Source organism: Rubritalea squalenifaciens DSM 18772 (assembly GCF_900141815.1).
GTDB lineage: Bacteria > Verrucomicrobiota > Verrucomicrobiia > Verrucomicrobiales > Akkermansiaceae > Rubritalea > Rubritalea squalenifaciens.
The window spans coordinates 360,882-384,519 of record NZ_FQYR01000004.1 but is presented as its reverse complement, the minus strand read 5'-3'; the positions used below and the strand labels follow the sequence as shown (position 1 = coordinate 384,519).

Here is a 23,638-nt window from a genome sequence, read left to right as displayed (position 1 = left end):
CATTACTTTTTCCATGTAGGGGGGTTGTAAGAACTTTAGACACTTCGTGTCCAGCCGATAGGAAAGAAACGACACCTAGGTTCCCCATCATCCGTCAAGCGCCCCAGTAGCGCAGGACAATTCCTGTCAGAAACAGACACCAGAGCAAAAACACGAAGACTTTGTTATCTTTCCAGCAAAAGCTCACAATCAGCATGGCCCCAATAGCCAGATTGATCGACTTCGAGGGCCAGCTATTCCCAACCGAAGCCATCGTGAACAAACCGACCACGATAAAGGCCAGCCAGCAGAAGATGCGGCCGATGTTCGTCTGTTTGAACTCATTGGGGATAGCCTTGCTGCCCCGCTTCGAGCGATGCGTTCTCATCCTGGAGAGCTGGGTGCCCGTTTTCAGAAATACATCATCTTCCTTCATGAAATAGAGCCTATCCGCTCATCAATTCTCCCAGCTATTACAAATTCCTAGGGAAAATCCACCCGCTGCCGAGGAAATCTGAATAATTCATTTTCAATTCTCGCTCCCCCCGTTAAATAACGCCTCAGCAAGAGCGCACTAGCGCACCCATCATAATCCATTTCCATCACTCGTCATGTCCCTAGAGCAACTCATCGCAGGCACAGCAAAGGTCCTTTCTGAAAAAGAACTGGAGGAAAAACTCAAGCTCGGCCGCCCGCTGCGCATCAAGCTTGGTGTCGACCCGACAGCTCCGGACATCCACCTCGGCCATACCGTAGCCATCGAGAAACTTCGCCAGTTCCAGAAGCTCGGCCACACTGCCGTACTGATCATCGGCGACTTCACCGCCACTGTAGGTGACCCTACCGGGCGCTCCACCGCTCGCCCACCGATTACCCGCGAGGAAGTGCTGGCTAACGCAGAGACCTACACTACCCAAGCTTTCAAGATCCTGGATCCGGAAAAAACCGAAGTGGTCTACAACGGCGATTGGTTCAACAAGATGACCTACGTCGAGGTACTCAAGCTCAATGCTAGGGTCACCATGCAACAGATGCTTCAGCGCGAGGACTTCAAGACCCGCCTAGCAGAAGGCAAGGAAGTGCGCCTGCACGAAATCCAGTACCCGATCATGCAGGGCTGGGACTCAGTAATGGTCAAATCCGATGTCGAGATCGGCGGTACCGACCAGCTTTTCAACATCCTCGTTGGCCGTGATTTCCAAAAGGAAGAAGGCATGCCTCAGCAAGTGGTCATGCTCATGCCACTACTCGAAGGCCTGGACGGCGTGAAGAAAATGTCCAAGTCCTCCGGCAACTACGTTGGTGTCTCCGAGCCTGCCACAGAAATGGTCAACAAGCTCATGTCTATTTCCGACGAGCTCATGGACAAGTACTACCTGATGTTGCTCGGTGAGAGCCGTGATGAGAATGCTCACCCTCGCGATGCCAAGCTCGAGCTAGCCCGCCGCATCGCCGCTCGCTACCACGATGACGCTTCCGCTGAGGAAGCAGTGAAACTCTGGATCGAGCGTGCAGCAGGTAACCAGGAGTCAGGTGCCACTGAAGTGCCCCTCTCAGAGTTTAGCGGAGAGCTCACTGTACTCTCCCTCGCTTCAACAGCATTTCAAGTTGGCTTCAATGTGAAGAAGTCCAACGGTGAACTGAAGAAACAGGCCATTGCTCCTGGAGCCATTCAACTCAACGGCGAAAAGCTCACCGACCCGAATGCGACAGTTTCAGTTGCAGAAGGAGACGTTCTGCGCCTCAGTAAGAAACATACTGTCAAATTCGTCTAACCCATCTATGCGTGCCGTCACCGTTCTCATCAATCAACAATCCGGTACGGCACGCTCTATTGACCTCGCAGACTTTTGCGACACGATTCGGGAGATCCTAGGCAGCTACCTTATCACGCCATCCATCCAACTCGTCGATGGAGCGCAAGTGGAAGACTCTATTCGTCAAGCCATCACCGAAAAGCCGGAAAGCCTCATCGTAGGAGGAGGAGATGGAACGATAGCGACTGCTGCAGGACTGTTAGAGAGCACCAACATCTCCCTAGGCATTCTCCCGATGGGCACGTTTAATCTCGCGGCTAGAGACCATGAGATCCCTTTGGACCTGGAGGAAGCTCTGCATGTTCTGGCTAAAGCCAGCCCTGTGACTACCTCACTGCTGCGCGTCTCCGGGCAACCTTGCCTCTGCACCTGCATCATTGGCTTCTACCCTCGCATGACCCGCATATTGGACGAGTATCATGGCACCCAATGGTGGCGTAAAACCTGGAACATCTTTAAAGTCTCAGTTGTCCGTTTTACCAAATCCCCCCTTTACGAGTTTACGTATGAGACCGACACCTCATCCTTGGAGTACCGCTCACGCATGCTAGCTATTGTGCCTGGCGCCTACCGTGATAGCCTGGGAATCATCCCTGAGCGCACCTCTACCACTCCTCTGTCTCTCACCCTCTATATCTTCAAGCACCGGACCCGCATCGCCATGCTCCGCGGCATCTTCGCGTTCCTCGCTGGCAAGCTCGCAAATGATGACGACATGCAGGTGCTTTCGGCTACCAAAGCCAGCCTGGATTTCGGCAGGAAAAAAGAAATCAAGACACTGATAGATGGAGAGGTTTTGCAGCTCCCCAACCCTATCAAATTGAGTCTAGAACCAGAGTCGCTGCGTATCTTACACCCTCAGCTTTGAGACCAGTTTTAGACAATATGCTGTTTTGCGTTTAGACTGCCGCTGGTGTATCGTATTCTCCATCTCTCAGACCCACACTTCGGGGCAGCCAATAGACAACAAGCCGATGCTATTGTGGAGACAGCAGGGAAACTTAATCCTGACTTCACACTCGTTACTGGAGATTTTTCCATGCGTGCACGCCGTCGGGAAATGCGTGATGCCGCTGAGTGGTACCTCAAGCTACCTACACCCAGAATGGCGATCCCCGGTAACCATGACGTCCCACTCCTAAACCATCTCTATGACCGCTTCTTCAATTCATTTGGTCGCTACAAAGCCTATATTGAACCTCAGTTAGAACCCGCCGAACTGTTGCCAGTAGGTAAAATCATCGGTCTCAACTCATCCACTCCATTTGGCCTGCATATCGATTGGTCACGTGGGTTCCTCACCCCAGCCCAAGGCAGGCGCATAGAAACAGCCTTCGATGGGGTTGATGAAAACCTTTTCCGATTCGTGGCCTTCCATCACCCACTACACCGCAAGGGGGAATCCACCCGGATACTGATCCACCCTTTGACTCTCATCCAGCATGCACTCGCTACAGGCCAGGTAGATATCGTCTTCGCCGGACACTTCCATCAGTCCTATGCTGGACTCATAGACCTCCATTACAAACAGAGAAATGTCATCGTCTCGCAAGCCCCAACATGCTGCTCTACTCGCCTCAAAGGAGAACCTGCTGGCTTCCACCTCATTCACCTCGCCCCTGAAAAGCAATCGATCTCTATCGAGTATTTCTCTTGGTATCAGAACGCATTCTCCCACACCGAAATCAAACACTTCCGTAAAATTGGGAACCGCTGGGACACGGTAATATCCGCTTAGTTCTGCTCAGAATCTGCTGCCGTTCTCCGAGCTGGCTTATTCTTCAAGTACAGTTGTTTGATCTGTCTGGGAGTCAAAGCCGCATCAAAAATATAAAACTCATCGATACGCCCTTTGAAGTTATTATGCTGCAAACCACGGAATCTTGGATTGATCCGCTCCAGGCGTAGACCTATCGACAAAGGCTCTGCCTCTGGAGACTCGACATCCGTATTGATACTCATTTTCGAGTAGCCAGTTATTTTCTCCAACTGGCCATCGACATACAGTTTGATATTTCCGAATTCTTGGGGATCTGAACTAGGCAGTACCACGCAGGCAATGTGATGCCACTTGCCATCATTGATGACGGTCTCTCCAATCACGTGACCAGAAAAACCAGTCTCCACTCTCAGAGCCCCCTTCACTCCTTTGGAAGTATCCCGGCCAGTATTCCAGCTCACTTGGAACTTGCTATCTTTAGAGCGCCTCAAGCCCCAGCTCACGATACTGTATGCATTCTTCAGATCCGGATTGGTCGGCGTTCTCACCCAGCAAGCAATGGTCCTTTCCTTATCTCCAGAAATCCCCGGAAAGTCGGACTCAAAGTAAGCTCCTCTGCCAGCCAAACGTAAGGACTTACCATACTTGCCCCCACTTTGATGCATTTCTTTGGTAAGCATCATGTCTGGCAAGATACGCTTGCGCAGGACAAACTCATCACCATCATACCACTGACTCTCACTCGTAAAAATCACCTCATCCTCTTCTGATGCCTGCTGCATCTCATTAAAACTCCAGTAGATGTAGTGCAGCTCTTCTGAGGCGACTTTATCCCATTCCGGCGTAACCGGCTTTTCCACCTCATGGAGATACTTGATACCGTCACCAAAAACGACACCCTCCCCCCCTGTCAGGTCTGCCAGAAATCCAGGATTGGAGACAGTCACCAAACCATTTTTGATCTTGAGCGTTTCATCCTGTCCAGCAGCTTTACTAGACAGCACATAACTCCCCTGCTCTGTAGACACTAGGGTATCTCCTACTAGACAAATAAACTCCCTACGAGAACTGGGCACCTGCACAGTCATTTGCCCTGACACCAACTGAACTCGATGGGGATCAACGATATTCACCTTCGCTCCCGCACTCATGGACACCACGGCACCAGAATCCATCGTAATCTGGGCTCTTCCCGACTTCAGCTCCAGCTGATCCGGAATCAGCCATGACCCCATAGAAATCTCCTTGTTGCCAAAAACAGCATTTTTGGCATTCGTCACTCTGGCCACCGGACCAAGCTCTACAATTGGAAGTCCAAACTCTTTCTCCTGTATTTGAGCCTCCTCAGAAGCATCCGCAATCACAGTAGCAGGCTCCCTAGCCACATAGCGATCCACCATCAGGCCAATGCCGATTCCTCCAGCTAGGATCAGCGCGGCCGCGATGGCCGTAGATTTGCTGAACTGATACCATTTTCTCACGGGGGGATGCATCTCCACCACGTTTTCAGCCATCTGGAAGTCCCCCAGCATCCATTCCAGCCGGGCATTAAGCTCCGCCTGCTCCTTGTAGTAGCTGAGCAGAAGAGGGTCATTCCGCATAGCCTCCTGCAGGAGATCAAACTCCTCACGAGGCAAGGTCCCTTCCAAGAGACGATCGATAGATTCCATGTGCGACTTGTTCATGCTTCTGAGACCGAATGTTCTATACAAATTTTCAGGGCTTTCCGAATTCTAAAAAATAACTGCTGCAGTGATCCCTCGGAGCATTCCATTTCCTCGGCAATTCCTCTCACGGTCGCCTTATCATAATAGCGCATCTTCAATAGCTTCTGCTCCTTTGGATTCAGCTTCTGCATACAGGTATTGAGTGCGTCCTCGTAGTCTTGCTCAACGGAAGCTACCTCAGCCTGCTCCCCCAGAGCCTCCACGATATCCGAGTCAAAGCTCAAAAACTCACTGCGCTTGCGTTTGCGAATGTATTCCAAGGCTTTGAAATAGGCTACCTTGCAGGCAAAGGCTCCAAAATTGGTCCCCATCTCATATTTATCGAACTTTTGCCAAAGCATCAGATTGGTTTCCTGGAGAACATCCTGAGCCCCATGGGCATCCATCACCATCTTCCGAATATGCGAATAGATCAGCCCCTGATGACTGGCAATCAGTTGCAGATATTCTCGGCTGGGCTGTCTCGGAGATTTCACTTCACCTATTGAATGGCATTTCACCTAAAAATATTACCTGACAGAATAAAGATATTTTCTGTGTACCACTCAAATGTGCAATCATGATGGGGTGTAATATTTCCAGAGAATGCATCATTCTAGAGAACCCAGTCTATTGCTCAATCCTCAAAGTGAAAATCATCACTGGGTCACTACTCGCAATCGTCTATGAAAAAATTATTCTCCACCTTTGTATCCTGTTTCATTCTCTGTGCCTCTGCAGCCTCTGGATTCGCTGCTGAAAAGCCGAATATCATCTTTATCATGGTCGATGATGCCGGCATCGGAGACTTCGAAAACTATGGAGGTAAGCACCTGAGCACTCCCATCATGAAGAAAATGGCCGCTGAGGGCATGCAGTTCAACAACGCCTACAGCGGCAACGCTGTCTGCGCCCCTACCCGCTGCACCCTCATGACAGGCAAGCACCCCGGTCATGTCATCCGCCGCGCCAATCAGTCAAACAAGGGCCTGTTACCACTAGCTGCCCGAACCCCCACTGTAGCAAGCATGCTTAAGAAGGCTGGTTACGCCACAGGCGGCTTCGGCAAGTGGGGACTGGGAAATCCCGGCACCACTGGAGTCCCCGAGAAACACGGATTTGACCTCTGGTATGGCTACTATGACCAAAAGCACGCTCACGACTACTACCCAGAGTATCTGGTCAAAAACAGCGAGCGCATCGAGCTTCCTGGAAACAAAAAAGGGGCCAAAGGTCAGTACACCCACTACCTTATCGAGGCAGAAACCCTCAAATTCATCGAGGATAATAAGGACCGCCCATTCTTCTGCTATGCGGCCTGGACTCCACCTCATGGTCAGTACGTCATTCCCCAGGATGACCCTAATCTCCAGCTCTACAAAGACAAACCGTGGAACCAAACCGTCAAAAACTATGCGGGTATGGTGAGTCTTCTCGATCAAGGTGTGGGCCGCGTCCTTGATAAGCTCAAAGAACTCGGAATCGATGACAACACCTTGGTGATCTACACCTCTGACAACGGAGCCAATGGCCCCTTCATCAAAGCGCTGAATAGCAATGGCGGCCTGAAGGGTGGCAAGCGCTCTCTGTACGAAGGTGGTATCCGCGCTCCATTCGTGGCACGCTGGCCCGGAAAGATTAAACCCGGCACACAAAGCGACCTCTTGGTCGGCCATCTGGACCTCATGGCTACAGCTGCTGACATGCTAGATATCAAAGCACCCGCCAAAGACGGCGCCTCATTTCTCCCCACCCTTCTGGGCAAAGAACAAAGTGGTCACGAGTTCCTCTACTTCGAACTTTACGAAGGAAAATTCCAGCAATGCCTGCGCATGGGGAAATGGAAAGCCTACCGCCGAGGCCTGAAGGATCCAGCCGAACTCTATGATCTCTCTACAGACCCTGCTGAGACGAAAAACATCGCTGAGCAACACCCTGAGGTAGTGAAGCAAATGGAGCAAATTCTGACACGCGAACATACTCCAAGTCCCAACTACACGACTCCAGACCACGCTAGCTCCGGCAAAAAACAAAAGCGAAAGAAATAGAGAGAGGCTCAGACAACACCGTGGCTGAATCCTCGGAATTACATTCTCGACAGCAGGCTCTATCTTTTGAAGTCTGCTACCGTAATGAAAAGTTTATTCAAAGTTGCGTGTGTTGTTAGCTCATTAGCTCTCCCCCTGGTTGCTCAGGAAAGCCAAGAACCCGAAGCTACTCTATCACCAGAACTGCTAGACCAACTCTACCTCAAAGAACTCAAAAACGAATTTCCCAGTGCTAAGCTAGAAGGCACTGGAGCACTGGGAAACATTGCTGAAATTGAAATCAAAGAGGGCCTTATCTACCTCGGTGCCAGTGACGCCCAGAAGTACATGCAGGCCATCGGCAACCTGCCATCAAACATGTCAGGCATGCTGTTAGACAAGAACGAAGAATGGTTCGTCACTTTTACTTTTGATTCCATTGGCTATGTCAAAGACGAAGACAAAGAGGACTTGGACGCCAAAGAAATCCTTAGTGAACTGCAAGAGTCAGAGAAGGAAGCTAACGAAATCCGTGGTCAACAAGGTAAGCCAAAGCTCTACATCACAGGCTGGAAAACCCCACCGAAATACAACGAGCAAACAAACAATCTGGAATGGGGGCTCCTACTTCGAGACGACCAAGGACAAACACATCTCAATCATGATATTCGCCTCCTTGGCCGTAAGGGTGTCATGAGTGCCAAGCTAGTCTGCGATCCTGAGCAGTTTTCTGCACTGGAGCCAAAAGTAGCGAATGTACTTAAAGGCTTCAGCTACACCGCAGGAAACAAATACTCCGAGTACAAATCGGGTGACAAAATTGCTGAATATGGCCTTACTGGTCTCATCGCTGGAGGAGGCGCTTTCGTCATCTGGAAATTCTGGAAGCAGATTGCCTTCGGCGTAGTCGCGGTAGGTGCAGCCGCGAAAAGCTTCATCGGCAAACTATTCGGTCGCTCTTAACCAGTCATCATTTTCGATTCGCATGTCTGAAGGTCAGACCTTCTACTTACTGATTACCCTATTCTACCTGAGCAGCTGCATCAAGTCAGCTGCTCCAGGTGGGATCGCGATCAAAAAGAACCTTCTCAAAGGGTGGTCTATCCGCCAGCCGATGGCCACCTTGGCTGGTGTTGGAAAGTCGCTCTATCTGGCACCCCTATCTCCTTGGCCTGGGGCTATCTTGCTCTCGTCCTCCTGTGCCAAGCAATCTGCAAAAATCACCAGAGCCTCGGCTTGGCGCCTGCTGCGGCTAACACACCGCGCTACCACACACCTGCGCTTCATCTCCCTTCTGATCTTTGCGCTCTTCTTTGCCGTCATCCCCTACATTTATTATTTGGACGGAGATTCCATCCGTACCAGACTAGTCATCGGCTACGCCTTTTTCCTGATTCTGTACGCCTCACTCTGTTTTTTCTGCATTCATCGTCGCTTTGTACCCAAAAGAAAAGCCGAACGCATCAAACACCTCCTGCTCAACATCATCTCCCCCTGGAGTGCCATGCGCTGCTCGGATGACATCCTGATGCAGGGCAAGCTCCAGGCCATCCATCCTCTTACCATGGCCTCCCTCTGCAAGGACAGCGAACGCACTGCGTATCTAGGCCAAGCCCTACGGGATTCCATCTACAGGAAAGAGCCCCAATTCACTCTGGAAGAGGTCAAATCCACTCTCGCAGTCTCCGGCATAAAGCAGTCAGATCTAACCAAGCCCCCCGTGCTAGAATCTGATGATTCCAGCCAATATTGCCCCTGCTGCTTGACCACCTTTTCAGCAGGGACTGCCTACTGCGAGGAATGTGACCACGTCCCCTTGAAATCCTTCCGGGACCCCGAACAACAGGCCTCTTGAGGCAAAATACCTGCACCAGCCATGGTTCATTCGTGACCATCTTCCCATTTTTCACTGAAAAAGGTGAAATGAATCATTCAAAATTCTGAGAATCCCACTAGATTGCCCCTAGCAAAGCCCACAATCATTCGCCATCCAATCACTGATTCTCATTAGCAATGACCGAAGACATCATCAAATCAGCCCTTACGAACGTTAAATATCCTGGCTTCTCCCGTGACATCGTGGCCTTCGGCCTGGTCAAGGAAATCGCCATTTCGGGCAACAACGTCGAAGTCACCATTTCTGTCCAGACCAAGGACCCTAAAGTCCCGGAGACTATTTTCAAAGATTGCCAGGACGCCCTCAACGCAATCGACGGCATCGGTACTACCCGCGTCAATATTGACGTCAAGAACCCCGAGGCTACCGGCACTCCTGGTAATCCAAATGCCAAGTCGGCCATTCCCGGCATCAAGAAGATCATCGCTGTGGCTTCAGGCAAAGGCGGAGTAGGCAAATCAACCGTCGCTACCAATCTGGCTGTCGCCCTCTCCAAGACTGGCGCCAAAGTAGGCCTCTGTGACTGCGATCTCTATGGTCCATCTACCGGCCAGATGTTTGGCACCAACCAGCAACCGATGGCCAATGAGAACGATGAAATCATCCCGATCGAAGCTCACGGTATCAAACTGATGTCCATGTCCTTCCTTCTTGAAGAGAATTCCCCAGTCATCGTCCGTGGCCCACTAGCCACCCGCTATACCCAGCAATTCCTGCGTCAAGTCGCTTGGGGTGAACTGGATTATCTCATTCTCGACCTCCCTCCAGGCACTGGAGACATTCAGCTCACTATCGTCCAGACCGTGGCTCTGGATGGCGCCGTCATCGTTACCACTCCACAGGAAGTGGCCCTCATCGATGCCCGCAAGGCTGTTTCCATGTTCGCCAAGGTCAATGTAGACATTCTTGGAGTCGTGGAAAACATGGCTTGGTTCGAATGTGAGCACGGCACCAAATACCACATCTTTGGAGATGGCGGCGGTGTTCGTGAAGCCGAGAGACTCAAAGTCCCTCTGCTCGGCCAGATTCCTCTGGATGCCCACACCCGTGCTTGCGCAGACGGCGGCACCCCTGTCGCACTACTTCCTGAGGCAGAATCTCCAGTCAGTGCCGCTTTCAAAGAAACCGCGGAAAAGGTAGTTGCCCGGGTCAACCGCTAGGCGAACTACCCAACCCTGTTCCGTATCACCAGAGAATCTATGGCGTCAGTCGAGGAAATCATGCGAAAAGTCCACCACCTTGAGATCAAGGCGAGGCGGCTTTCGCGTGAATCCTTCTCAGGCGAATATCATGCATCCTTCAAGGGACAGGGGCTGGATTTCGAAGATTTCCGCGAGTACCAACACGGCGATGAAATCCGCTTCATCGACTGGAATGTAACTGCCAGGATGAATGCCCCCTTCATCCGCACCTTCCGCGAGGAGCGGGAACTCAATGTCCTCATCGCCGTGGATATATCCGGCTCCTCCGTATTCGGCTCCCAACATCTTTCCAAGCGGGAGCTGGCAGCGGAGATTGCTGCCGTTCTCGCGTTCTCAGCCAAGCACAATGGCGACAAGGTCGGCCTTCTTCTCTTCACCTCGGAGCCGGTGCTTTTTCTCCCGCCTCAGAAGGGAACCAAGCACACTTTGCGAATCATCCGGGAAATCCTCGCCACCACACCTGCCAAGCGAGACACCTCCATCGGCACGGCATGCGATTTCATCAATCGCACCCTGAAACGCAAGTCGCTGGTCTTCATGATTTCGGATTTCATCGACCATGATTTCCACAAAAAGCTCGGCACCCTCGCCCAGAAACATGAGACCATCGCCATTCGGGTGTTTGACCCTGTAGAAGAACATCTCCCTAACGTTGGTAAGATCAACCTCACCGATCCAGAAACGGGCTGGCAAACCATGGTCAACACCTCTAACAACAATGTACGCCAAGCATTCGAAAAGCTGACCAAGCGCAGGCTTGAAGCGCTGCAGAAAACTTTGCGTAAATACCAGATCGATTCCATCGATGCCCCTACCGATCAGGACTACCTTCCCGATCTCCACAAACTTTTCAAAACTCGCTCAAGTAGACACGCTTAATCAACCCAACACCAGACACTTTTGAAACTCGAAGACATTGTCGAAACCTCCCAAAAACCTGCCCTCCTCTTGTGGTGGCAGTGGCTCGGCATTGCGATTATTTTCATCAGTCTCCTACTCTTACTGCGTTTCTTCCTGAAGAACAAAAAGATCTCTCCCCCGAAGCCTGATAACTTGAAGGACGCCCTGGATCGCCTCGCTCGACTCCGGGACCAGAGTATACCCACCAAGGATCTGGCAATCCAGCTGTCGATCATCATCAGGGCATACCTACAAAAACAATTTGAGGATCCGGCATTGTTCGAGACTCATGAAGAGTTCCATGCCCGCTCCAGTCACCTCAAAAGACTCCCCCCCGAAGCAGCCTCCCGCCTCACCATCTACCTAGGAGAACTTTCTGATCTTAAGTACGCGCCTACCATAGACGCCAAGGCCATTCAAAGCTCTCTACTCGAGATGACGGATGCTCTGCTCAGAGGCTTGGATTCGACCAACCCGCGGCCCATCTCCTCAGAGCTCCCCTCACAAGGACCTCCTCCACTACCAGACACCTCACAACCATAGACGATTTCTTCCAACGCTTCAGCTTTGCTAACCCGTGGTGGCTTCTGCTGCTTCTGGCCATCATTCCCGTGGTGTTGCTCAGAAATAGAGCCGGAACGCAGAATAGCATCGTCTTTTCCTCGCTTTCCATTCTGGGAACTCTGGGTTCAAAGCCACGCAATCTAGCAGGGGCCTTTGCCTCCACCTTCCTGATCCTAACTATCACTGCAGCAGCCATCGCCTTGGCACGCCCTCAGCTCTCTAACACCTACACAGAGAGAAAAGCCAGCGGCATCGATATTGTCGTCGCCATGGACGTCTCCACTTCCATGGAGATCGATGACTTCATCATCAATGGCCGGAGAGTCGACCGCACCACTGCCGCCAGATTAGTCGTCAGAAACTTCATCCAGCTAAGACCCAATGACCGCATCGGCCTCATCCCCTTTGCTGGTCAGCCTTATCAGGAATCCCCCATTACACTGGAACATGATTGGCTGCTCTCCAAGCTCGACTCGGTGAGACCGAATCAGGAACTTTCACAAGGCACCGCAATCGGCTCCGCAATCGCCGCTTCAGCTGTCCGCTTGGACAAACGTGAAGACTCCAAATCACGAATCATTATTCTCATCACAGACGGCTCCAACAATTCCGGCCGTATGTCTCCTATCACTGCGGCTGAGCTAGCCAAAGAACTGGGGATCCGCGTCTACACGGTCGCGATTGGCACTAAGGAAGGCCGACTACCCAACTTCAAACAGCGTTTCCCCAGCCAAGAGTTTGATACCAAAACACTCGAGCAAATAGCCGAGATCACTGACGCCCAGTACTACCGGGCCAAGAGCACAGAAGACTTACAATCCACCTTCAGCACGATCGACCAATTGGAAAAAACAGAAGTGAAACGTAACGTCATCACGGAAAAGAAAGACCTCCATTTCTACTTCATAGTCGCTGCTATCTCCTTCTTGCTTATCTACACCGTGCTCACCACATTCACGGTTCCTCCATCCCCAAACTAATCGCAGCTTGTCTTTTCTGAATCCATATTTGCTCTATTTGGTGCTACTCATTCCCTTCTTGGTCGTGGGCTGTATCTTAGCGCGAAGATCCAAGAGACAGGCTTGGAGAAAATTCGTAGCTCCGCGCCTTAGCGAGGATTTGGTCAGCAAGAAGAAAGCCTACCTCTTCTGGATATCCTATGCCCTGCTGATGCTAGCTTTCGTCTGCTTCATTCTGGCATTGGCCCGCCCTTATAAAGGAGAATCCAAAAGTTTCGACAAGATCAAGAGCCGTAACATCATGATCATGATGGACGTCTCCAAATCCATGCTCTGCCAGGACGTCAGCCCGGATCGCCTTACCGCTGCTAAATCACTCTCCCTGCAGCTACTTGAATCCTTTCCAAACGACCATGTTGGAGTTATCGCCTTTGCTGGTAGCAGCCACATTATTGCCCCTTTGACCATCGACCACGCAGCGGTCCATGATTCGCTCTCCCAGCTAGACTCGGATAGTGTTGCCATTGATGGATCCAACTTGTCCGAAGCTGCCATCAAGGGAGTCGAAGCACTCAAAGCCACAGGCCAACGGGCCAATGCTCTCGTCATTTTCAGCGACGGAACGGAGAGTGATGAAGGGATTGATAAGGTTGCCAGAACTGCCGAGGCGTCTGGCGTGCAAATCTTCTGTGTAGGTGCCGGCACCCCGGCGGGGGGCATCATTCCCTCGGAAGAAGACCCATCAGGCAAACATCGCAATCAGGAAGGTCAGGTCGTCCACACCAAACTCGAAGCCCAAGTCTTACGACAACTTGCAGAAAGTACCTCCGGCATTTATACGTCTATTAATAGTAGTCCTGATAAAACCATCGCGGCAGCACTCAATAAAATGGAGCAATTCGAACAAGACGGCAGAGAAAGAGTCATCCCCAATGAACTCTACATGTGGTTTTTGGCTCCGGGGGCTTTCATCTTACTCCTGTCATGTCTGGTGAGAGCTAAATGGAGACTGCCTAAGTCAGCCGTCCCCGCTCTGGCTGCGCTCATGCTCTGCGTTCCTGAATCAAGCTATGGAGGTGAATGGTGGGACGAAGCTAAGGCCAAGTTCATCGAACGCCCTGCGAGAGAGCAACAAGGATACAAGAAGCTTCAAAAAGAAGAATTCGAAGATGCGCTGGCTGACCTGCGACGTGCCCGTAGCCTCTCTAGTGGACAAAAGCATGCCGAACTCTCACAAGCGATTGGCGAGATTCAGTTCCGGCTCGGCAACTATCCACAAGCAGCCAGAGAATACAGTTCCTCACTCCTTTCTGAAAAAGCGGACACTCAGCAAAAGGCCTACTACAACATCGGCAACTCTCTCTACCAACAGCAATGGTCTCAGCTTAAGGTAGCTGAAGAGCAATCTCTCGAAGACTATCTGATCAAAGCTGTTGAAGAAACAGACCCCGAGAATATTCCGCCTCTTGAACTGAAGGATCTGGATACATTGGAAAAAGGCTTCACCAACGCCTTGGCCAAATACAATGACTCACTCAGCATCCGCCCTGAAGACGAAGCTACACTTAATAACAAAAAGCTGACTGAGCAGAATATCCGGGATATCAAAAATGCTCGAAAACAACTCACTCAAACAGGGGGTGACGGCGGCCAGCAGAAGGACGAACAGCAGAAGGACGAACAGCAGAAGGACGACCAACAAAAGGACGACCAACAAAAGGACGACCAACAGAAGGACGACCAGCAGAAGGACGACCAGCAGAAGGACGACCAGCAGAAGGACGACCAGCAGAAGGACGACCAGCAGAAGGACGACCAGCAGAAGGACGACCAGCAGAAGGACGACCAACAGAAGGACGACCAGCAGAAGGACGACCAACAGAAGGACGACCAACAGAAGGACGACCAGCAGAAGGACGACCAACAGGAACCATCCACGAACTCAGAACAATCAAAGGATGGCCGCAAGCCCCCCCAAGAACGTCCCCTCACCCCTGAAGAACTCGCTAAACAGCTCGATCCCAACCTCAGCAAGGAAGAACGGGCCAGAGAGCTACTCGAACTTCACTCCGATCTCCAGAAACCACCGGGAAAGAATTACCGTTCCTGGAGGCGCAGACCTAAAATAGACTGGTAAAGCAACATGCGTATTCTCCTTACAGCATTATTTCTAGCCATACTCAGCCCCCTACTTACCGCTCAGGGACTGAAAAACCTCTACACCAGAACAGAGTCTAACAATTACGTTACTGGCGAAGTTGGCTACGTCAGCTATTTCTTTGTAGATCGAGATCTCGATACGGAATTCCCAGAGATTCAGGTCAAAGGTCTGAATATCCAACTCGCCCGCCACTACCCGACCCGGATTAATGGGCACAAGATCTACGTCTATGAGTTCAAGTACGTGGGCGTCAATCCAGGTGAATACACGATCCCCGCTCTGAGCTTCAACTATTACGGTCAAACGATCAAATCCGATGCCGTTGACATCAAGGTGGTCGATCGTAACTTACTGCACAAGAGTTCCCAGGAAGTCAATAAGCGCCAATACACCTTCTACTCCTACTTGTTCTCAAAAAAGAAGACGCTCTATCCAGGTGAGACCATGGAGCTCGAGTACAAAGTCTACTTGCCCAACTATTCACGTGTACTTCAGTGGGGCATCCCCGCACCGGAGAAACTAGATAACTGCACAGCATGGCGGTTTGAACCTCCGGAGTCTGGAACCAGTGCAGGCTACGCGCGCATTGATGGGCAAGAGTTTATCGTGGCGAATTACCGTACTGTCCTGACAGCTCTCAACCCCGGCACAGCGACTATAGGAAAACTTGAGTCCCGCATTGTTTCTGCAGTCACGGTGACTGATCCACGACGAGGCCCCAATAACGTTCGGGTAGATCTACTCCCCACCCACCCTGCTACATCTTTTGAGGTTCGCCAGTTCCCCGAGACACCCCCAAAAGATTTCGAAGGTGCAGTAGGTAATTTCCAGATGGCTACCACCATCAATGCGAAAGATAAGATCAAAGAAAGCGAATCGATCAGCACCAGCATCTACGTATCAGGAGAGGGCAATCTCCCCAACCTAACACCTCCTAGAATGCTGGACAGTAAGCATTGGGAATTAATCGATTCCTCACGTACTCAGCAAGGAGAAGAGCGAAAAAAACTCAAGGGAACCATCGAATTCAAATTCATCATCAAACCCAAAACCACGGCAAGCGCCACACCACGTTTTAGTCTTACCTATTTCAATCCGGATACCGAAACCTTTAACACCCTGATCAGCACCAACCAGCCTATCGAGGTAGAAGGCGTCAGTGGTATCAGCGCTATCGAGGGCACCTCTGCGGAGAACCCGGAAGTCCCCGAAGAAACAATGAGAGATATTCTCGGGCCTATTCAAGATCCTGAGAGCGATGGCCGCGCCCTCGTTGCCATGATCCCCAGCTGGAGCATCCATGTCATTCCTGGTGCGCTGCTACTCTGGCTTCTGTGCACGACGGCAGTTCGCTCTTTCAGGCAGTATCAGTTCAACAATGCCGAACGTAGAATCCGCCTGGATGCGTTGAGCAAAATCGAAAATAGCAAGAGCGACTTCCTCAAAAATGCCGGAACCTACATCGAACGCTGGTACCCGCATAAGCGCAGTGAGGAACTTCAACAGATTCTGCTAGAGCGCGATCAGACCTGCTATCTCCCGGCCGAAAAATCCGGCATCAGCCAAGCTCGCCGCAAGGAGATCCTGAGCATTCTGAAGAAACTGGCTCTGTTCACCGTCTTCCTAGCCGTGACCGCACCGACATCCCTCAGAGCCAGCGAAGCTGCGTACAAAGCTTGGACCTCCAAGGACTACAGCAAGGCACTGGAGCTCTATCAGCAAGAACTTGCCAAATCTCCCAAGTCTGCCGACCTGGAATACAATGTTGCCAACTGCTACTATCGCCTCGATCAACCAGGTGAAGCAGCCTTGCACTACTACCGTGCGCTGGAGCTCGACCCTTATCACATTGAAGCACGCAAAAACCTTGGCTTTGTGCAATCCCATCAAGCCAGCATCCTGCCATCGGATTTAGAGGACAACACCAAGTGGATCGCCTGGCTCAATCCACAGTCGTATAAGGACATCGCCTTTCTGGCTGGCTGGGGAATTCTTCTGAGCACGCTTACCTTGTTTATCAAGAAGCCAAGAGGCTGGAGCCTGGGAGGCCTCATCACCATTCAGGTGCTATCGCCGATCATCCTGACGGCTGCTCTCATCCTCTACTATCACCATCCGCTACGCAAACCGACTTCGGAGACAACGGCTGGCGTGGTGATTCAGAGCGTCCCCCTCTTCACAGAGCCATTCGAACCGCTCCCCGATGAACTCTCTGCCAAGACCTTGATCCAAGCCACTCCGGCATCTCCATGCCGCATCATCGCGCGCCGCAATGACTGGACCTACATTGAGCTAGGAGACTTCACCCGTGGCTGGCTCCCATCAGACAAGGTAGAGGCCATCAAGCCTACTTCATAAAGAAGGTGGCGATCCCTTCCAGCAGCATCTGGACGGCGATCATAATGAGCACCATTCCCATCAGTCGCTCGATGGCACGCATTCCTTTTCTCCCCAGTTGCTTCATCAGAGCCGTGGAGAAAAACAGGACGACAGCACTGATCAACCAAGCCGAGAATACAGCCACACTGAGTGAAGCCAACTGATCGTGATACTTCACGGAAAACAGCATGATCAGCGCTAGGGCAGACGGACCTGCCATCAAGGGAACAGCGAGCGGAACGATAAAAGGCTCATCTTCATCTGACTCACCGAGCATGGATTTCGCGGGGAAGATCATCCCCAGCGCAATCACAAACAGCACCACGCCACCCGATACCCGTAAGGTCGCAGGCTTGAGCTCGAGGAAATCCATCACATTCTTGCCGATGAACAGGAAGATCAGCATCACGGCCAGAGCAATCAAAAGCTCCCTTACCAGAATTTTCTGGCGTCGCTCCTCAGGGACATTCTGCAGGACATTGGTGAAAATCGGGATGTTCCCGAATGGGTCGATCACAATGAAGAGAGTCACAATAAGGCCGAGCAGATCCATGCGCGGAATCCTAAGCAGAGAGCTTCTCTATAGCCACTAAAAACGGTGGATTGTTAGGGGCATTGATGAAGCCGTACTGGATCACCCGCCAGCCTTCACGCGGCAGGCTGGATGCCCACTTCAGCACTTCTTGAGCTTCTACGTCGCCACCTTCATGGCCGGGATAGCACATCACCGAAATGACTCCCCCCTTCTCCAGCAGATCACAGGCTTGCCCGAGTGCGGGCAAGGTCGTCTCCACCGTCGTAATCACGGCCTTATCAGCACGAGGCAGATAGCCTAGATTGAACATCACCGCCTGCACCGGTTCCTGTACGGTCTCAGCCAGATGCTCATGACCGCGGCAATGAAAGGAGAGCTCACATTCCACGCCGGCCTCTTGTACTTTCAGGTTGGAGGTCGTGATGGCTTCCTCCTGCACATCGAAGCCATAGACCTTGCCTTCCTTACCAACGAGCTTCGCTAAAAAAAGTGCGTCGTGCCCATTGCCCAGCGTGGCATCCACCGCCACGCCGCCCTCGCGGACTGCACTGCGGACAATTTGCTGCGCCATCATCAATGGTTTTGGAAAACTCATAGAATTACCTTACCAGACTCGGTTCAGATCCAGCTCCGGATCAAGTTCATTTTCCCCACAGAGGAAACCCGCAAAATGCTCGGCCACACTCGGAGCAGTGATCACTCCCTTGGAACCAAGCCCGTTAAAAAATCCAAGCCGCTCCAGCTCCGGGTGCATCCCGATGATCGGTTGGCTGCGGTTCACAATCGGCCTGACTCCGGCCTCATGCTCTAGCACTTCAAAATCTACTTTCACCAGACTACGGATCTTCTGCTCCAGTTCAGCCCTACCCTCGGCACTGACACCGCTCAGCAGCTCGTCCCACTCATAGGTCGCACCCGTTCTCCACAGGCCATCGCCGAGTGGCACCATCCACCCATTCCGGTTAATGATGCGATCACTCGCCAGCTCTTCACTGCGCACCGTTAGCATCTGCCCCTTGGCACTGCGGTGCTGCACTTGGGAGAGCCATCCGGCATCCAGCCCCCAGTAGCCTTGACAGAGAATCAAGCGTTCGGCCTCCACATCTTTCCACACCACGGAGTCCTCACGGAGCTCCAGATCTGCCGGATCAAAATCCGCCTGCAGATAGCTTCCCTCCGCCTCTAACAAATCGCGTACTACCCCCAGATACGCCTTGGTATCCAGCCTGCCACCACGAGCCATTTCAAAGCCCCCTTCCTCACCGTACAGCATGCTGAGATCAATGGATGGCTCAGCACTTCCTACCCACTCACTGACCTCCTCCTGCTTGCGGCCAAACTTCTCACGTTCCTTCTTATCCGCAAACAAGCGCAGCACGGGCATAGCGTGAAACAGTTTCTTTCCACTGCATTCTTCCAGCGCGGCATAGTAGGCCATCGCCTCCGGCAAATACTCAGCCTGCCGCCAGGCCGGATTCATTCCCTTGCCCGCCAGCGCAGTCACCAGTCCCGCCGCCACACGAGAGGCGGCATTCGGATCTGCTCGATCCACCATGAGGATTTTCTTGCCGCGCCTGAGCATGGCCATCGCCAGCGCACTGCCGGCGAGTCCCTGCCCTACGATCAGAAAATCCACCTTCGTCATCACCCTTATTCTTCTTCGTCGCCAGCCAGCAGCTCCTGACGGAGGCTGTCGTTAGGATCTACGAAACTAGCATCGTAGCCCTTGGCATAGTTGAAGAGGTGCTTGTGCATGTACTCGAAGTACTTCTCCTTCTGCTCATCATTGAGGCGGAACCAAATGGTCACGTTGAAGGCACGGGTCACCTTCATCATCATCTTGAGTGTCAGGCGGCGGCCCTTGCGCGCACGCTGGATCTGCTTGTGATTCAGCTGCTCGGTGGAGACTTCCACCATGTCATGGTTATCGATGCCCCAGGCGGTCATCATTGCATCCAGAGGCTGAGAACCGAATTCTCTTTCCTCCATAAAATCCTTTTGGTCTTCCATACCCCCTTCCTATTCAGAAACCCCCGCAAATTGAAATGATTAATTTACTTCACCAGCAGAATATTCAGGGCTCCTCTGCAACCGGATCTCCTTGGGAGGTTTGTTCTGCCGCTCCCTGCTTCCTTTGATCCAGACATAAGGAGCATAACCATCCGCCCGCACCTCGACTCGCGAGATCGAGGTCTTTAGCCTCATCCCATCATAGGGCAAAGGATAGGAAACCGGGCCAATCAGATACCCCCAATGCCACTTGGCGTCCTCGGCAAACATAAAACCGCTGGGAGTCGTCGTGGTCGTTTCTTCCTGAAAGTACTCACCTCCACTGCCATTGCTCCATGATGAGCTGCGGTGGATACTCACCCTCGCGCCACTGACAGGCCGCGCCGTCAAGCCCTCGACGACACGGCCTTGGTAGCCTTCCTGGTACACTGTCTTATTCGGCACAGGCAGCACGCAGCCGACTAAAGACAGTGTGGGAAGCAGTAGCACACGACACAAAATTTTCATGCTAGTTCAGCACCCAGAGTTTCTTGAATACCCAGCCAGTTCCCTTGGCTACGGCACCCAGTGGACCCGGCACGGATTTTCTCTCGATTGAAATATCCAGTTCGGAGTAAGCGATGTTCTTCTGCATGGCGCGCATCCTTCCCTCGATGGAATCCAGCTCCGTCTGCACTCGCGCCAGCTCCTTTTCAATTTCCAGCATCTCCTCCACCTTGGTGGCCTTTTCATAGACCTTGCGCAGGCGCTCACGCAGCACGCGGAGGTTCCTTATTTTAGCCTCCATATCGATGTACTGGTCCGTCACATCCTTTGTCCGGATTTTGCTGTAGCTCACCTTGCCCAGCGTCTCCAGCTCCTCCATGCTGGTCTTCAGCTTACCGGCTGGCACACGTACGGAGAGGCCCACCTCATCTTCATCCTCATTCTTGTTTTCCACATAGCCACCGTGCTTCTTTACGATGCCCTCGGCATTTTTCGCCACCTCACTGACATGCGGCGTTTCCAGACTCAGACGCCCTGTCTCGATCAACTTGCGGCTCACGGGCGCGGCATCCCTGGAGCGGCTATTTGCGTACTCCATAGACGCCACTGGGGCAGGCGCAGGCGAATACGCAGCCGCTCCGGATAACCCATCCACTCCACAGGAGGCTAAACACACACACATTAAGCTGGCTAAGATCCACTTCATAGTGCTAGAAATTCAGCACATAAACCTATCACCCGTCAACACCCTATTTGCTGTTTTTTTAGCATTTTATGTTTCGGATTCCAAAAATGACCGAATTCCCGAAATTCTTACGTGCGCAGCCGCTCTATCACGCTTAGGTTTTCCACATGCCTGACAAAAAGGACATCCTTGACCTCTATTTCATGCCCGCAAGGCGCGATCTGATCGAGATTGCCGCCTATCTGGACCGCCTTGAGCGCCACGCTGGAGAGCCTGATTTCCGCGCCCAGGCATTTGAAAAAGCGCTGCAGGCCATGCTGGATGCCAAGCCCGGCAAGAAAGCCGCCGCCGTCCTGGAAGCCCTCTCAGACCACAGCGAGGAACCAGCCGAGAAATCCAATATGAAGGCCGCCTGGGGAGCTCCTCAGAACAGCTAATCGCTAACAAAGATTTTGATATGAAGTACATTGAGCCACACGGTCACATGGTTTCCAGAACCACGGACGACTACCAGAAAATGGCCATGGCTGGCTGCGAAGCCATCTGTGAGCCAGCCTTCTGGGCCGGATTCGACCGCTCATCACCTCAGGGATTTTACGACTACTACTGCCAGCTCACCCAGTATGAACCCGCCCGCGCGGCCAAGTTCGGCATCAAGCATTTCTGCTGGCTCTGCATCAACCCGAAGGAGGCGGAAGACGCAGGCTTCGCCCGTGAAGTCATGCAGATCATCCCGGAATTCCTGGACCGCGAGACCGTCCTCGGCATCGGTGAGATCGGTCTGAACAAAAACACCCGCAGCGAACTCGCCATCTTTGAAGAGCACGTGGAGCTCGCCAAGAAGTACGATCTCCCCATCCTCATCCACACCCCGCACCTTGAGGACAAGCTGAAGGGCACCAAGCTCATCATCGATTCCCTCAAAAATGCGCAGGTCGACCCGACCCGCATCATCATCGACCACGTGGAGGAGCACACCGCCGGACTCGTGCTCGACGCCGGATTCTGGGCAGGCATGACCCTCTATCCTGAGTCCAAGTGCACCCCGGCCCGCGCCATCGATATCCTTGAGGAATTCGGCAACGAAACCATCTGGATGAACTCCGCCTGCGACTGGGGCATCTCGGATCCCCTCGCCGTCGCCAAGGCTGCCATGGAAATGCGCAAGCGCCAGTACACTGACGATCGCATCGAAAAAGTCATCTACGACAACCCGCGCACCTTCCTGCGCCAGTGCAAGAACTTCGATCTCTAGGGTCGAAGTTTTTCTCACCGACTGTTTAGCAAGCGCAGGCCTGCCGCTTAGCGGATGCAGACGCAGATCTTGGACAAGGACTGGAAAAAACGATCTGTATTCTGCGTATCTGGTGCTAGAATCACCTCAGCCCTGCTAACAACCAGAATCTCTCGCTTTGAAAGTCTACCAGTCCAAGTTCCACCTCTCCTACTGCACCAACATCCACCCGGCCGAATCCTGGTTGGCGACCTTCAATGCGCTGGAAACTCACGCGCTCAAGGTCAGGGACCAGGTGGAAGCCACTGGCAAGGTGCCGGACAAGGACGCCGGATTCGCACTCGGACTACGCCTCTCAGCCGAGGCTGCTGACGAGCTGCTAGAGGGAGACAACCTGGACTGCTTTATCGATTGGCTGAAGGAGACCAACACCTACGTCTACACGATCAATGGCTTTCCTTACGGCGCTTTCCACGGCACCCGCGTGAAAGAGAAAGTCTATCAGCCGGACTGGACCACACCCGAGCGCCTCAGCTACACGCTTCAGCTTTTCAATATCATTGCCGAGCTCGCCCCGCAGGAATGCGGCGGCTCCGTCTCCACCCTGCCGGGCTCCTTCAAGGAATTCGGTGCCAAGGAGAAAATCATTTTCGAGAACCTCTACGCCTGCGCCAAGCACATCGACCTCCTCGCCCACGAGTATGAGAAAGATCTCCATCTCGGGCTCGAGCCGGAACCTCTCGGCCATTTCGAGAACCTGCAGGAGACGCTCGACTTCTTCCATCGCTTCAATGACTGGGCTCTCTCGCACAATCACGACGTCACCCTCATTCACCGCCGCATCGGCCTGAACTACGACACCTGCCACTTTGCCCTCGAGTACGAGGACGCGGCCTCTTCCCTAAAAAAGTTGCACGACGCCAAGATCCGCATTTCCAAAATCCACCTCAGCAACGCGATCGCCATCAATGCCAGCGACGCCGAAGCCCTGCAGGCCATCAAGTCCTTCGACGAGCCAACCTACCTGCACCAGGTCATCACCCGCGATGACAGTGGGCAAATCACTCGCCACCGCGACCTGCCTGAGTTCTTTGAAGAACTCGATTCCGGCAAGCTCGTACTTGGCGAGGAATGCGAGGCCCGCGTCCATTTCCACATCCCGCTCTACGCAGACCCCGCCAAGCCACTCGGCTCCACCCGCGACTACGCGGAGGCCACCCTCGCCTACCTCAAGGATCACCCGCTCACCTGCTCCCATCTGGAAATGGAGACCTACACCTGGGGTGTACTGCCGCAGGACATGCAGAAGCCGATCGAAGACCAGCTGACTGAGGAATACCTCTGGACGCTTGACCAGCTCGCCTAAACCGAACAGCT

The 23,638-nt window shown here is 52.6% G+C and carries 24 protein-coding genes; 15 read left to right on the top strand and 9 right to left on the bottom strand.

Translation table 11 applies throughout. The features are described 5' to 3' along the window. Positions 1-94: 94 nt before the first annotated feature. Positions 95-415 carry a hypothetical protein gene (locus tag BUB27_RS11960; protein WP_143184079.1) on the bottom strand — a complete coding sequence of 107 codons (321 nt, stop codon included), beginning with the start codon at positions 413-415 and terminating at the stop codon, positions 95-97. A gap of 175 nt (positions 416-590) precedes the next feature. Between BUB27_RS11960 and tyrS the strand changes: the two genes are divergently transcribed. From tyrS to BUB27_RS11945, 3 genes are read left to right on the top strand one after another with little or no spacing between them, the layout of a single operon-like run. Beyond that, the gene (gene tyrS / locus BUB27_RS11955; RefSeq protein WP_143184078.1) at positions 591-1,754 is read left to right on the top strand and encodes a tyrosine--tRNA ligase; all 1,164 of its coding nucleotides are present in this window, start codon (positions 591-593) and stop codon (positions 1,752-1,754) included. A gap of 7 nt (positions 1,755-1,761) precedes the next feature. Then, a complete protein-coding gene (locus tag BUB27_RS11950) occupies positions 1,762-2,664 on the top strand; it encodes a diacylglycerol/lipid kinase family protein (RefSeq protein ID WP_159434935.1) in 903 nt (300 codons plus the stop codon). Between the two features lie 45 nt (positions 2,665-2,709). After that, positions 2,710-3,534 carry a metallophosphoesterase family protein gene (locus tag BUB27_RS11945; protein WP_159434934.1) on the top strand — a complete coding sequence of 275 codons (825 nt, stop codon included), beginning with the start codon at positions 2,710-2,712 and terminating at the stop codon, positions 3,532-3,534. Here BUB27_RS11945 and BUB27_RS11940 read toward each other — a convergent pair. Next, entirely contained in the window at positions 3,531-5,201 is a 1,671-nt protein-coding gene (locus BUB27_RS11940) for a LamG domain-containing protein (protein ID WP_143184075.1), read from the bottom strand. The genes BUB27_RS11945 and BUB27_RS11940 overlap by 4 nt on opposite strands. Further along, on the bottom strand, positions 5,198-5,719 hold the full coding sequence (locus tag BUB27_RS11935) for a sigma-70 family RNA polymerase sigma factor (protein WP_159434933.1): 522 nt from the start codon (positions 5,717-5,719) through the stop codon (positions 5,198-5,200). Before BUB27_RS11935 ends, BUB27_RS11940 begins: the two co-directional genes overlap by 4 nt. Positions 5,720-5,908: 189 nt before the next feature. On the opposite strand from BUB27_RS11935, the gene BUB27_RS11930 reads away from it, so the two are divergent. The 9 genes from BUB27_RS11930 to BUB27_RS11890 all read left to right on the top strand — a co-directional run bounded on the left by BUB27_RS11930 (position 5,909) and on the right by BUB27_RS11890 (position 17,290). Further along, a complete protein-coding gene (locus tag BUB27_RS11930) occupies positions 5,909-7,270 on the top strand; it encodes an arylsulfatase (RefSeq protein WP_143184073.1) in 1,362 nt (453 codons plus the stop codon). Between the two features lie 84 nt (positions 7,271-7,354). Further along, on the top strand, positions 7,355-8,212 hold the full coding sequence (locus BUB27_RS11925; RefSeq protein WP_143184072.1) for a DUF2167 domain-containing protein: 858 nt from the start codon (positions 7,355-7,357) through the stop codon (positions 8,210-8,212). Positions 8,213-8,234: 22 nt separating this feature from the next. After that, positions 8,235-9,104: a hypothetical protein gene (locus BUB27_RS11920; RefSeq protein ID WP_143184071.1), complete on the top strand. Its 870-nt coding sequence runs from the start codon at positions 8,235-8,237 to the stop codon at positions 9,102-9,104. Positions 9,105-9,262: 158 nt separating this feature from the next. Then, a complete protein-coding gene (locus BUB27_RS11915) occupies positions 9,263-10,306 on the top strand; it encodes an Mrp/NBP35 family ATP-binding protein (protein WP_143184070.1) in 1,044 nt (347 codons plus the stop codon). Between the two features lie 39 nt (positions 10,307-10,345). Beyond that, positions 10,346-11,227 carry a DUF58 domain-containing protein gene (locus tag BUB27_RS11910; RefSeq protein ID WP_234991743.1) on the top strand — a complete coding sequence of 294 codons (882 nt, stop codon included), beginning with the start codon at positions 10,346-10,348 and terminating at the stop codon, positions 11,225-11,227. Positions 11,228-11,248: 21 nt separating this feature from the next. Then, a complete protein-coding gene (locus BUB27_RS11905; protein WP_143184068.1) occupies positions 11,249-11,791 on the top strand; it encodes a hypothetical protein in 543 nt (180 codons plus the stop codon). 74 nt (positions 11,792-11,865) lie between these two features. Beyond that, a complete protein-coding gene (locus tag BUB27_RS11900) occupies positions 11,866-12,792 on the top strand; it encodes a VWA domain-containing protein (RefSeq protein ID WP_159434932.1) in 927 nt (308 codons plus the stop codon). 7 nt (positions 12,793-12,799) lie between these two features. Continuing rightward, a complete protein-coding gene (locus tag BUB27_RS11895; protein WP_143184066.1) occupies positions 12,800-14,908 on the top strand; it encodes a vWA domain-containing protein in 2,109 nt (702 codons plus the stop codon). Positions 14,909-14,914: 6 nt separating this feature from the next. Continuing rightward, entirely contained in the window at positions 14,915-17,290 is a 2,376-nt protein-coding gene (locus BUB27_RS11890) for a BatD family protein (protein WP_143184065.1), read from the top strand. Here the strand turns inward: BUB27_RS11890 and BUB27_RS11885 are convergent. Genes BUB27_RS11885 through BUB27_RS11860 form a run of 6 tightly spaced genes read right to left on the bottom strand, consistent with a single transcriptional unit; the run spans position 17,280 to position 20,940 of the window. Next, on the bottom strand, positions 17,280-17,864 hold the full coding sequence (locus tag BUB27_RS11885) for a MarC family protein (RefSeq protein ID WP_143184064.1): 585 nt from the start codon (positions 17,862-17,864) through the stop codon (positions 17,280-17,282). The genes BUB27_RS11890 and BUB27_RS11885 overlap by 11 nt on opposite strands. 10 nt (positions 17,865-17,874) lie before the next feature. Continuing rightward, complete coding sequence (mnmM, locus tag BUB27_RS11880) at positions 17,875-18,441, bottom strand: tRNA 5-(aminomethyl)-2-thiouridylate-methyltransferase MnmM (protein ID WP_143184063.1); 567 nt, start codon at positions 18,439-18,441, stop codon at positions 17,875-17,877. A gap of 9 nt (positions 18,442-18,450) precedes the next feature. Then, the gene (locus BUB27_RS11875; RefSeq protein WP_143184062.1) at positions 18,451-19,491 is read right to left on the bottom strand and encodes an NAD(P)/FAD-dependent oxidoreductase; all 1,041 of its coding nucleotides are present in this window, start codon (positions 19,489-19,491) and stop codon (positions 18,451-18,453) included. 5 nt (positions 19,492-19,496) lie between these two features. Next, on the bottom strand, positions 19,497-19,856 hold the full coding sequence (locus BUB27_RS11870) for a hypothetical protein (RefSeq protein ID WP_234991742.1): 360 nt from the start codon (positions 19,854-19,856) through the stop codon (positions 19,497-19,499). A gap of 39 nt (positions 19,857-19,895) precedes the next feature. After that, positions 19,896-20,363, bottom strand: a complete 468-nt coding sequence (locus BUB27_RS11865; RefSeq protein ID WP_143184061.1) for a hypothetical protein — start codon at positions 20,361-20,363, stop codon at positions 19,896-19,898. Between the two features lies 1 nt (position 20,364). Continuing rightward, complete coding sequence (locus BUB27_RS11860) at positions 20,365-20,940, bottom strand: DUF4349 domain-containing protein (RefSeq protein ID WP_159434931.1); 576 nt, start codon at positions 20,938-20,940, stop codon at positions 20,365-20,367. A gap of 254 nt (positions 20,941-21,194) precedes the next feature. On the opposite strand from BUB27_RS11860, the gene BUB27_RS11855 reads away from it, so the two are divergent. The 3 genes from BUB27_RS11855 (at position 21,195) to eboE (ending at position 23,627) form a co-directional block, all read left to right on the top strand. After that, entirely contained in the window at positions 21,195-21,464 is a 270-nt protein-coding gene (locus BUB27_RS11855) for a hypothetical protein (protein ID WP_143184059.1), read from the top strand. Positions 21,465-21,484: 20 nt separating this feature from the next. Then, entirely contained in the window at positions 21,485-22,282 is a 798-nt protein-coding gene (locus BUB27_RS11850) for a TatD family hydrolase (RefSeq protein ID WP_143184058.1), read from the top strand. Between the two features lie 157 nt (positions 22,283-22,439). Continuing rightward, entirely contained in the window at positions 22,440-23,627 is a 1,188-nt protein-coding gene (eboE, locus tag BUB27_RS11845; protein WP_143184057.1) for a metabolite traffic protein EboE, read from the top strand. The last annotated feature ends 11 nt before the right edge of the window (positions 23,628-23,638 follow it).

Excerpts from the sequence above, each read along its gene's own strand:
- BUB27_RS11855 (WP_143184059.1), top strand. The coding sequence starts at position 21,195 with ATGCCTGACAAAAAGGACATCCTTGACCTCTATTTCATGCCCGCAAGG.
- BUB27_RS11925 (WP_143184072.1), top strand. The coding sequence starts at position 7,355 with ATGAAAAGTTTATTCAAAGTTGCGTGTGTTGTTAGCTCATTAGCTCTC.
- BUB27_RS11885 (WP_143184064.1), bottom strand. The coding sequence starts at position 17,864 with ATGGATCTGCTCGGCCTTATTGTGACTCTCTTCATTGTGATCGACCCA.
- mnmM (WP_143184063.1), bottom strand. The coding sequence starts at position 18,441 with ATGAGTTTTCCAAAACCATTGATGATGGCGCAGCAAATTGTCCGCAGT.
- BUB27_RS11875 (WP_143184062.1), bottom strand. The coding sequence starts at position 19,491 with ATGACGAAGGTGGATTTTCTGATCGTAGGGCAGGGACTCGCCGGCAGT.
- BUB27_RS11950 (WP_159434935.1), top strand. The coding sequence starts at position 1,762 with ATGCGTGCCGTCACCGTTCTCATCAATCAACAATCCGGTACGGCACGC.
- BUB27_RS11910 (WP_234991743.1), top strand. The coding sequence starts at position 10,346 with ATGGCGTCAGTCGAGGAAATCATGCGAAAAGTCCACCACCTTGAGATC.
- BUB27_RS11960 (WP_143184079.1), bottom strand. The coding sequence starts at position 415 with ATGAAGGAAGATGATGTATTTCTGAAAACGGGCACCCAGCTCTCCAGG.
- tyrS (WP_143184078.1), top strand. The coding sequence starts at position 591 with ATGTCCCTAGAGCAACTCATCGCAGGCACAGCAAAGGTCCTTTCTGAA.
- BUB27_RS11915 (WP_143184070.1), top strand. The coding sequence starts at position 9,263 with ATGACCGAAGACATCATCAAATCAGCCCTTACGAACGTTAAATATCCT.
- BUB27_RS11850 (WP_143184058.1), top strand. The coding sequence starts at position 21,485 with ATGAAGTACATTGAGCCACACGGTCACATGGTTTCCAGAACCACGGAC.
- BUB27_RS11940 (WP_143184075.1), bottom strand. The coding sequence starts at position 5,201 with ATGAACAAGTCGCACATGGAATCTATCGATCGTCTCTTGGAAGGGACC.
- BUB27_RS11870 (WP_234991742.1), bottom strand. The coding sequence starts at position 19,856 with ATGGAAGACCAAAAGGATTTTATGGAGGAAAGAGAATTCGGTTCTCAG.
- BUB27_RS11920 (WP_143184071.1), top strand. The coding sequence starts at position 8,235 with ATGTCTGAAGGTCAGACCTTCTACTTACTGATTACCCTATTCTACCTG.
- BUB27_RS11865 (WP_143184061.1), bottom strand. The coding sequence starts at position 20,363 with ATGAAAATTTTGTGTCGTGTGCTACTGCTTCCCACACTGTCTTTAGTC.
- BUB27_RS11930 (WP_143184073.1), top strand. The coding sequence starts at position 5,909 with ATGAAAAAATTATTCTCCACCTTTGTATCCTGTTTCATTCTCTGTGCC.
- BUB27_RS11890 (WP_143184065.1), top strand. The coding sequence starts at position 14,915 with ATGCGTATTCTCCTTACAGCATTATTTCTAGCCATACTCAGCCCCCTA.
- BUB27_RS11860 (WP_159434931.1), bottom strand. The coding sequence starts at position 20,940 with ATGGAGTACGCAAATAGCCGCTCCAGGGATGCCGCGCCCGTGAGCCGC.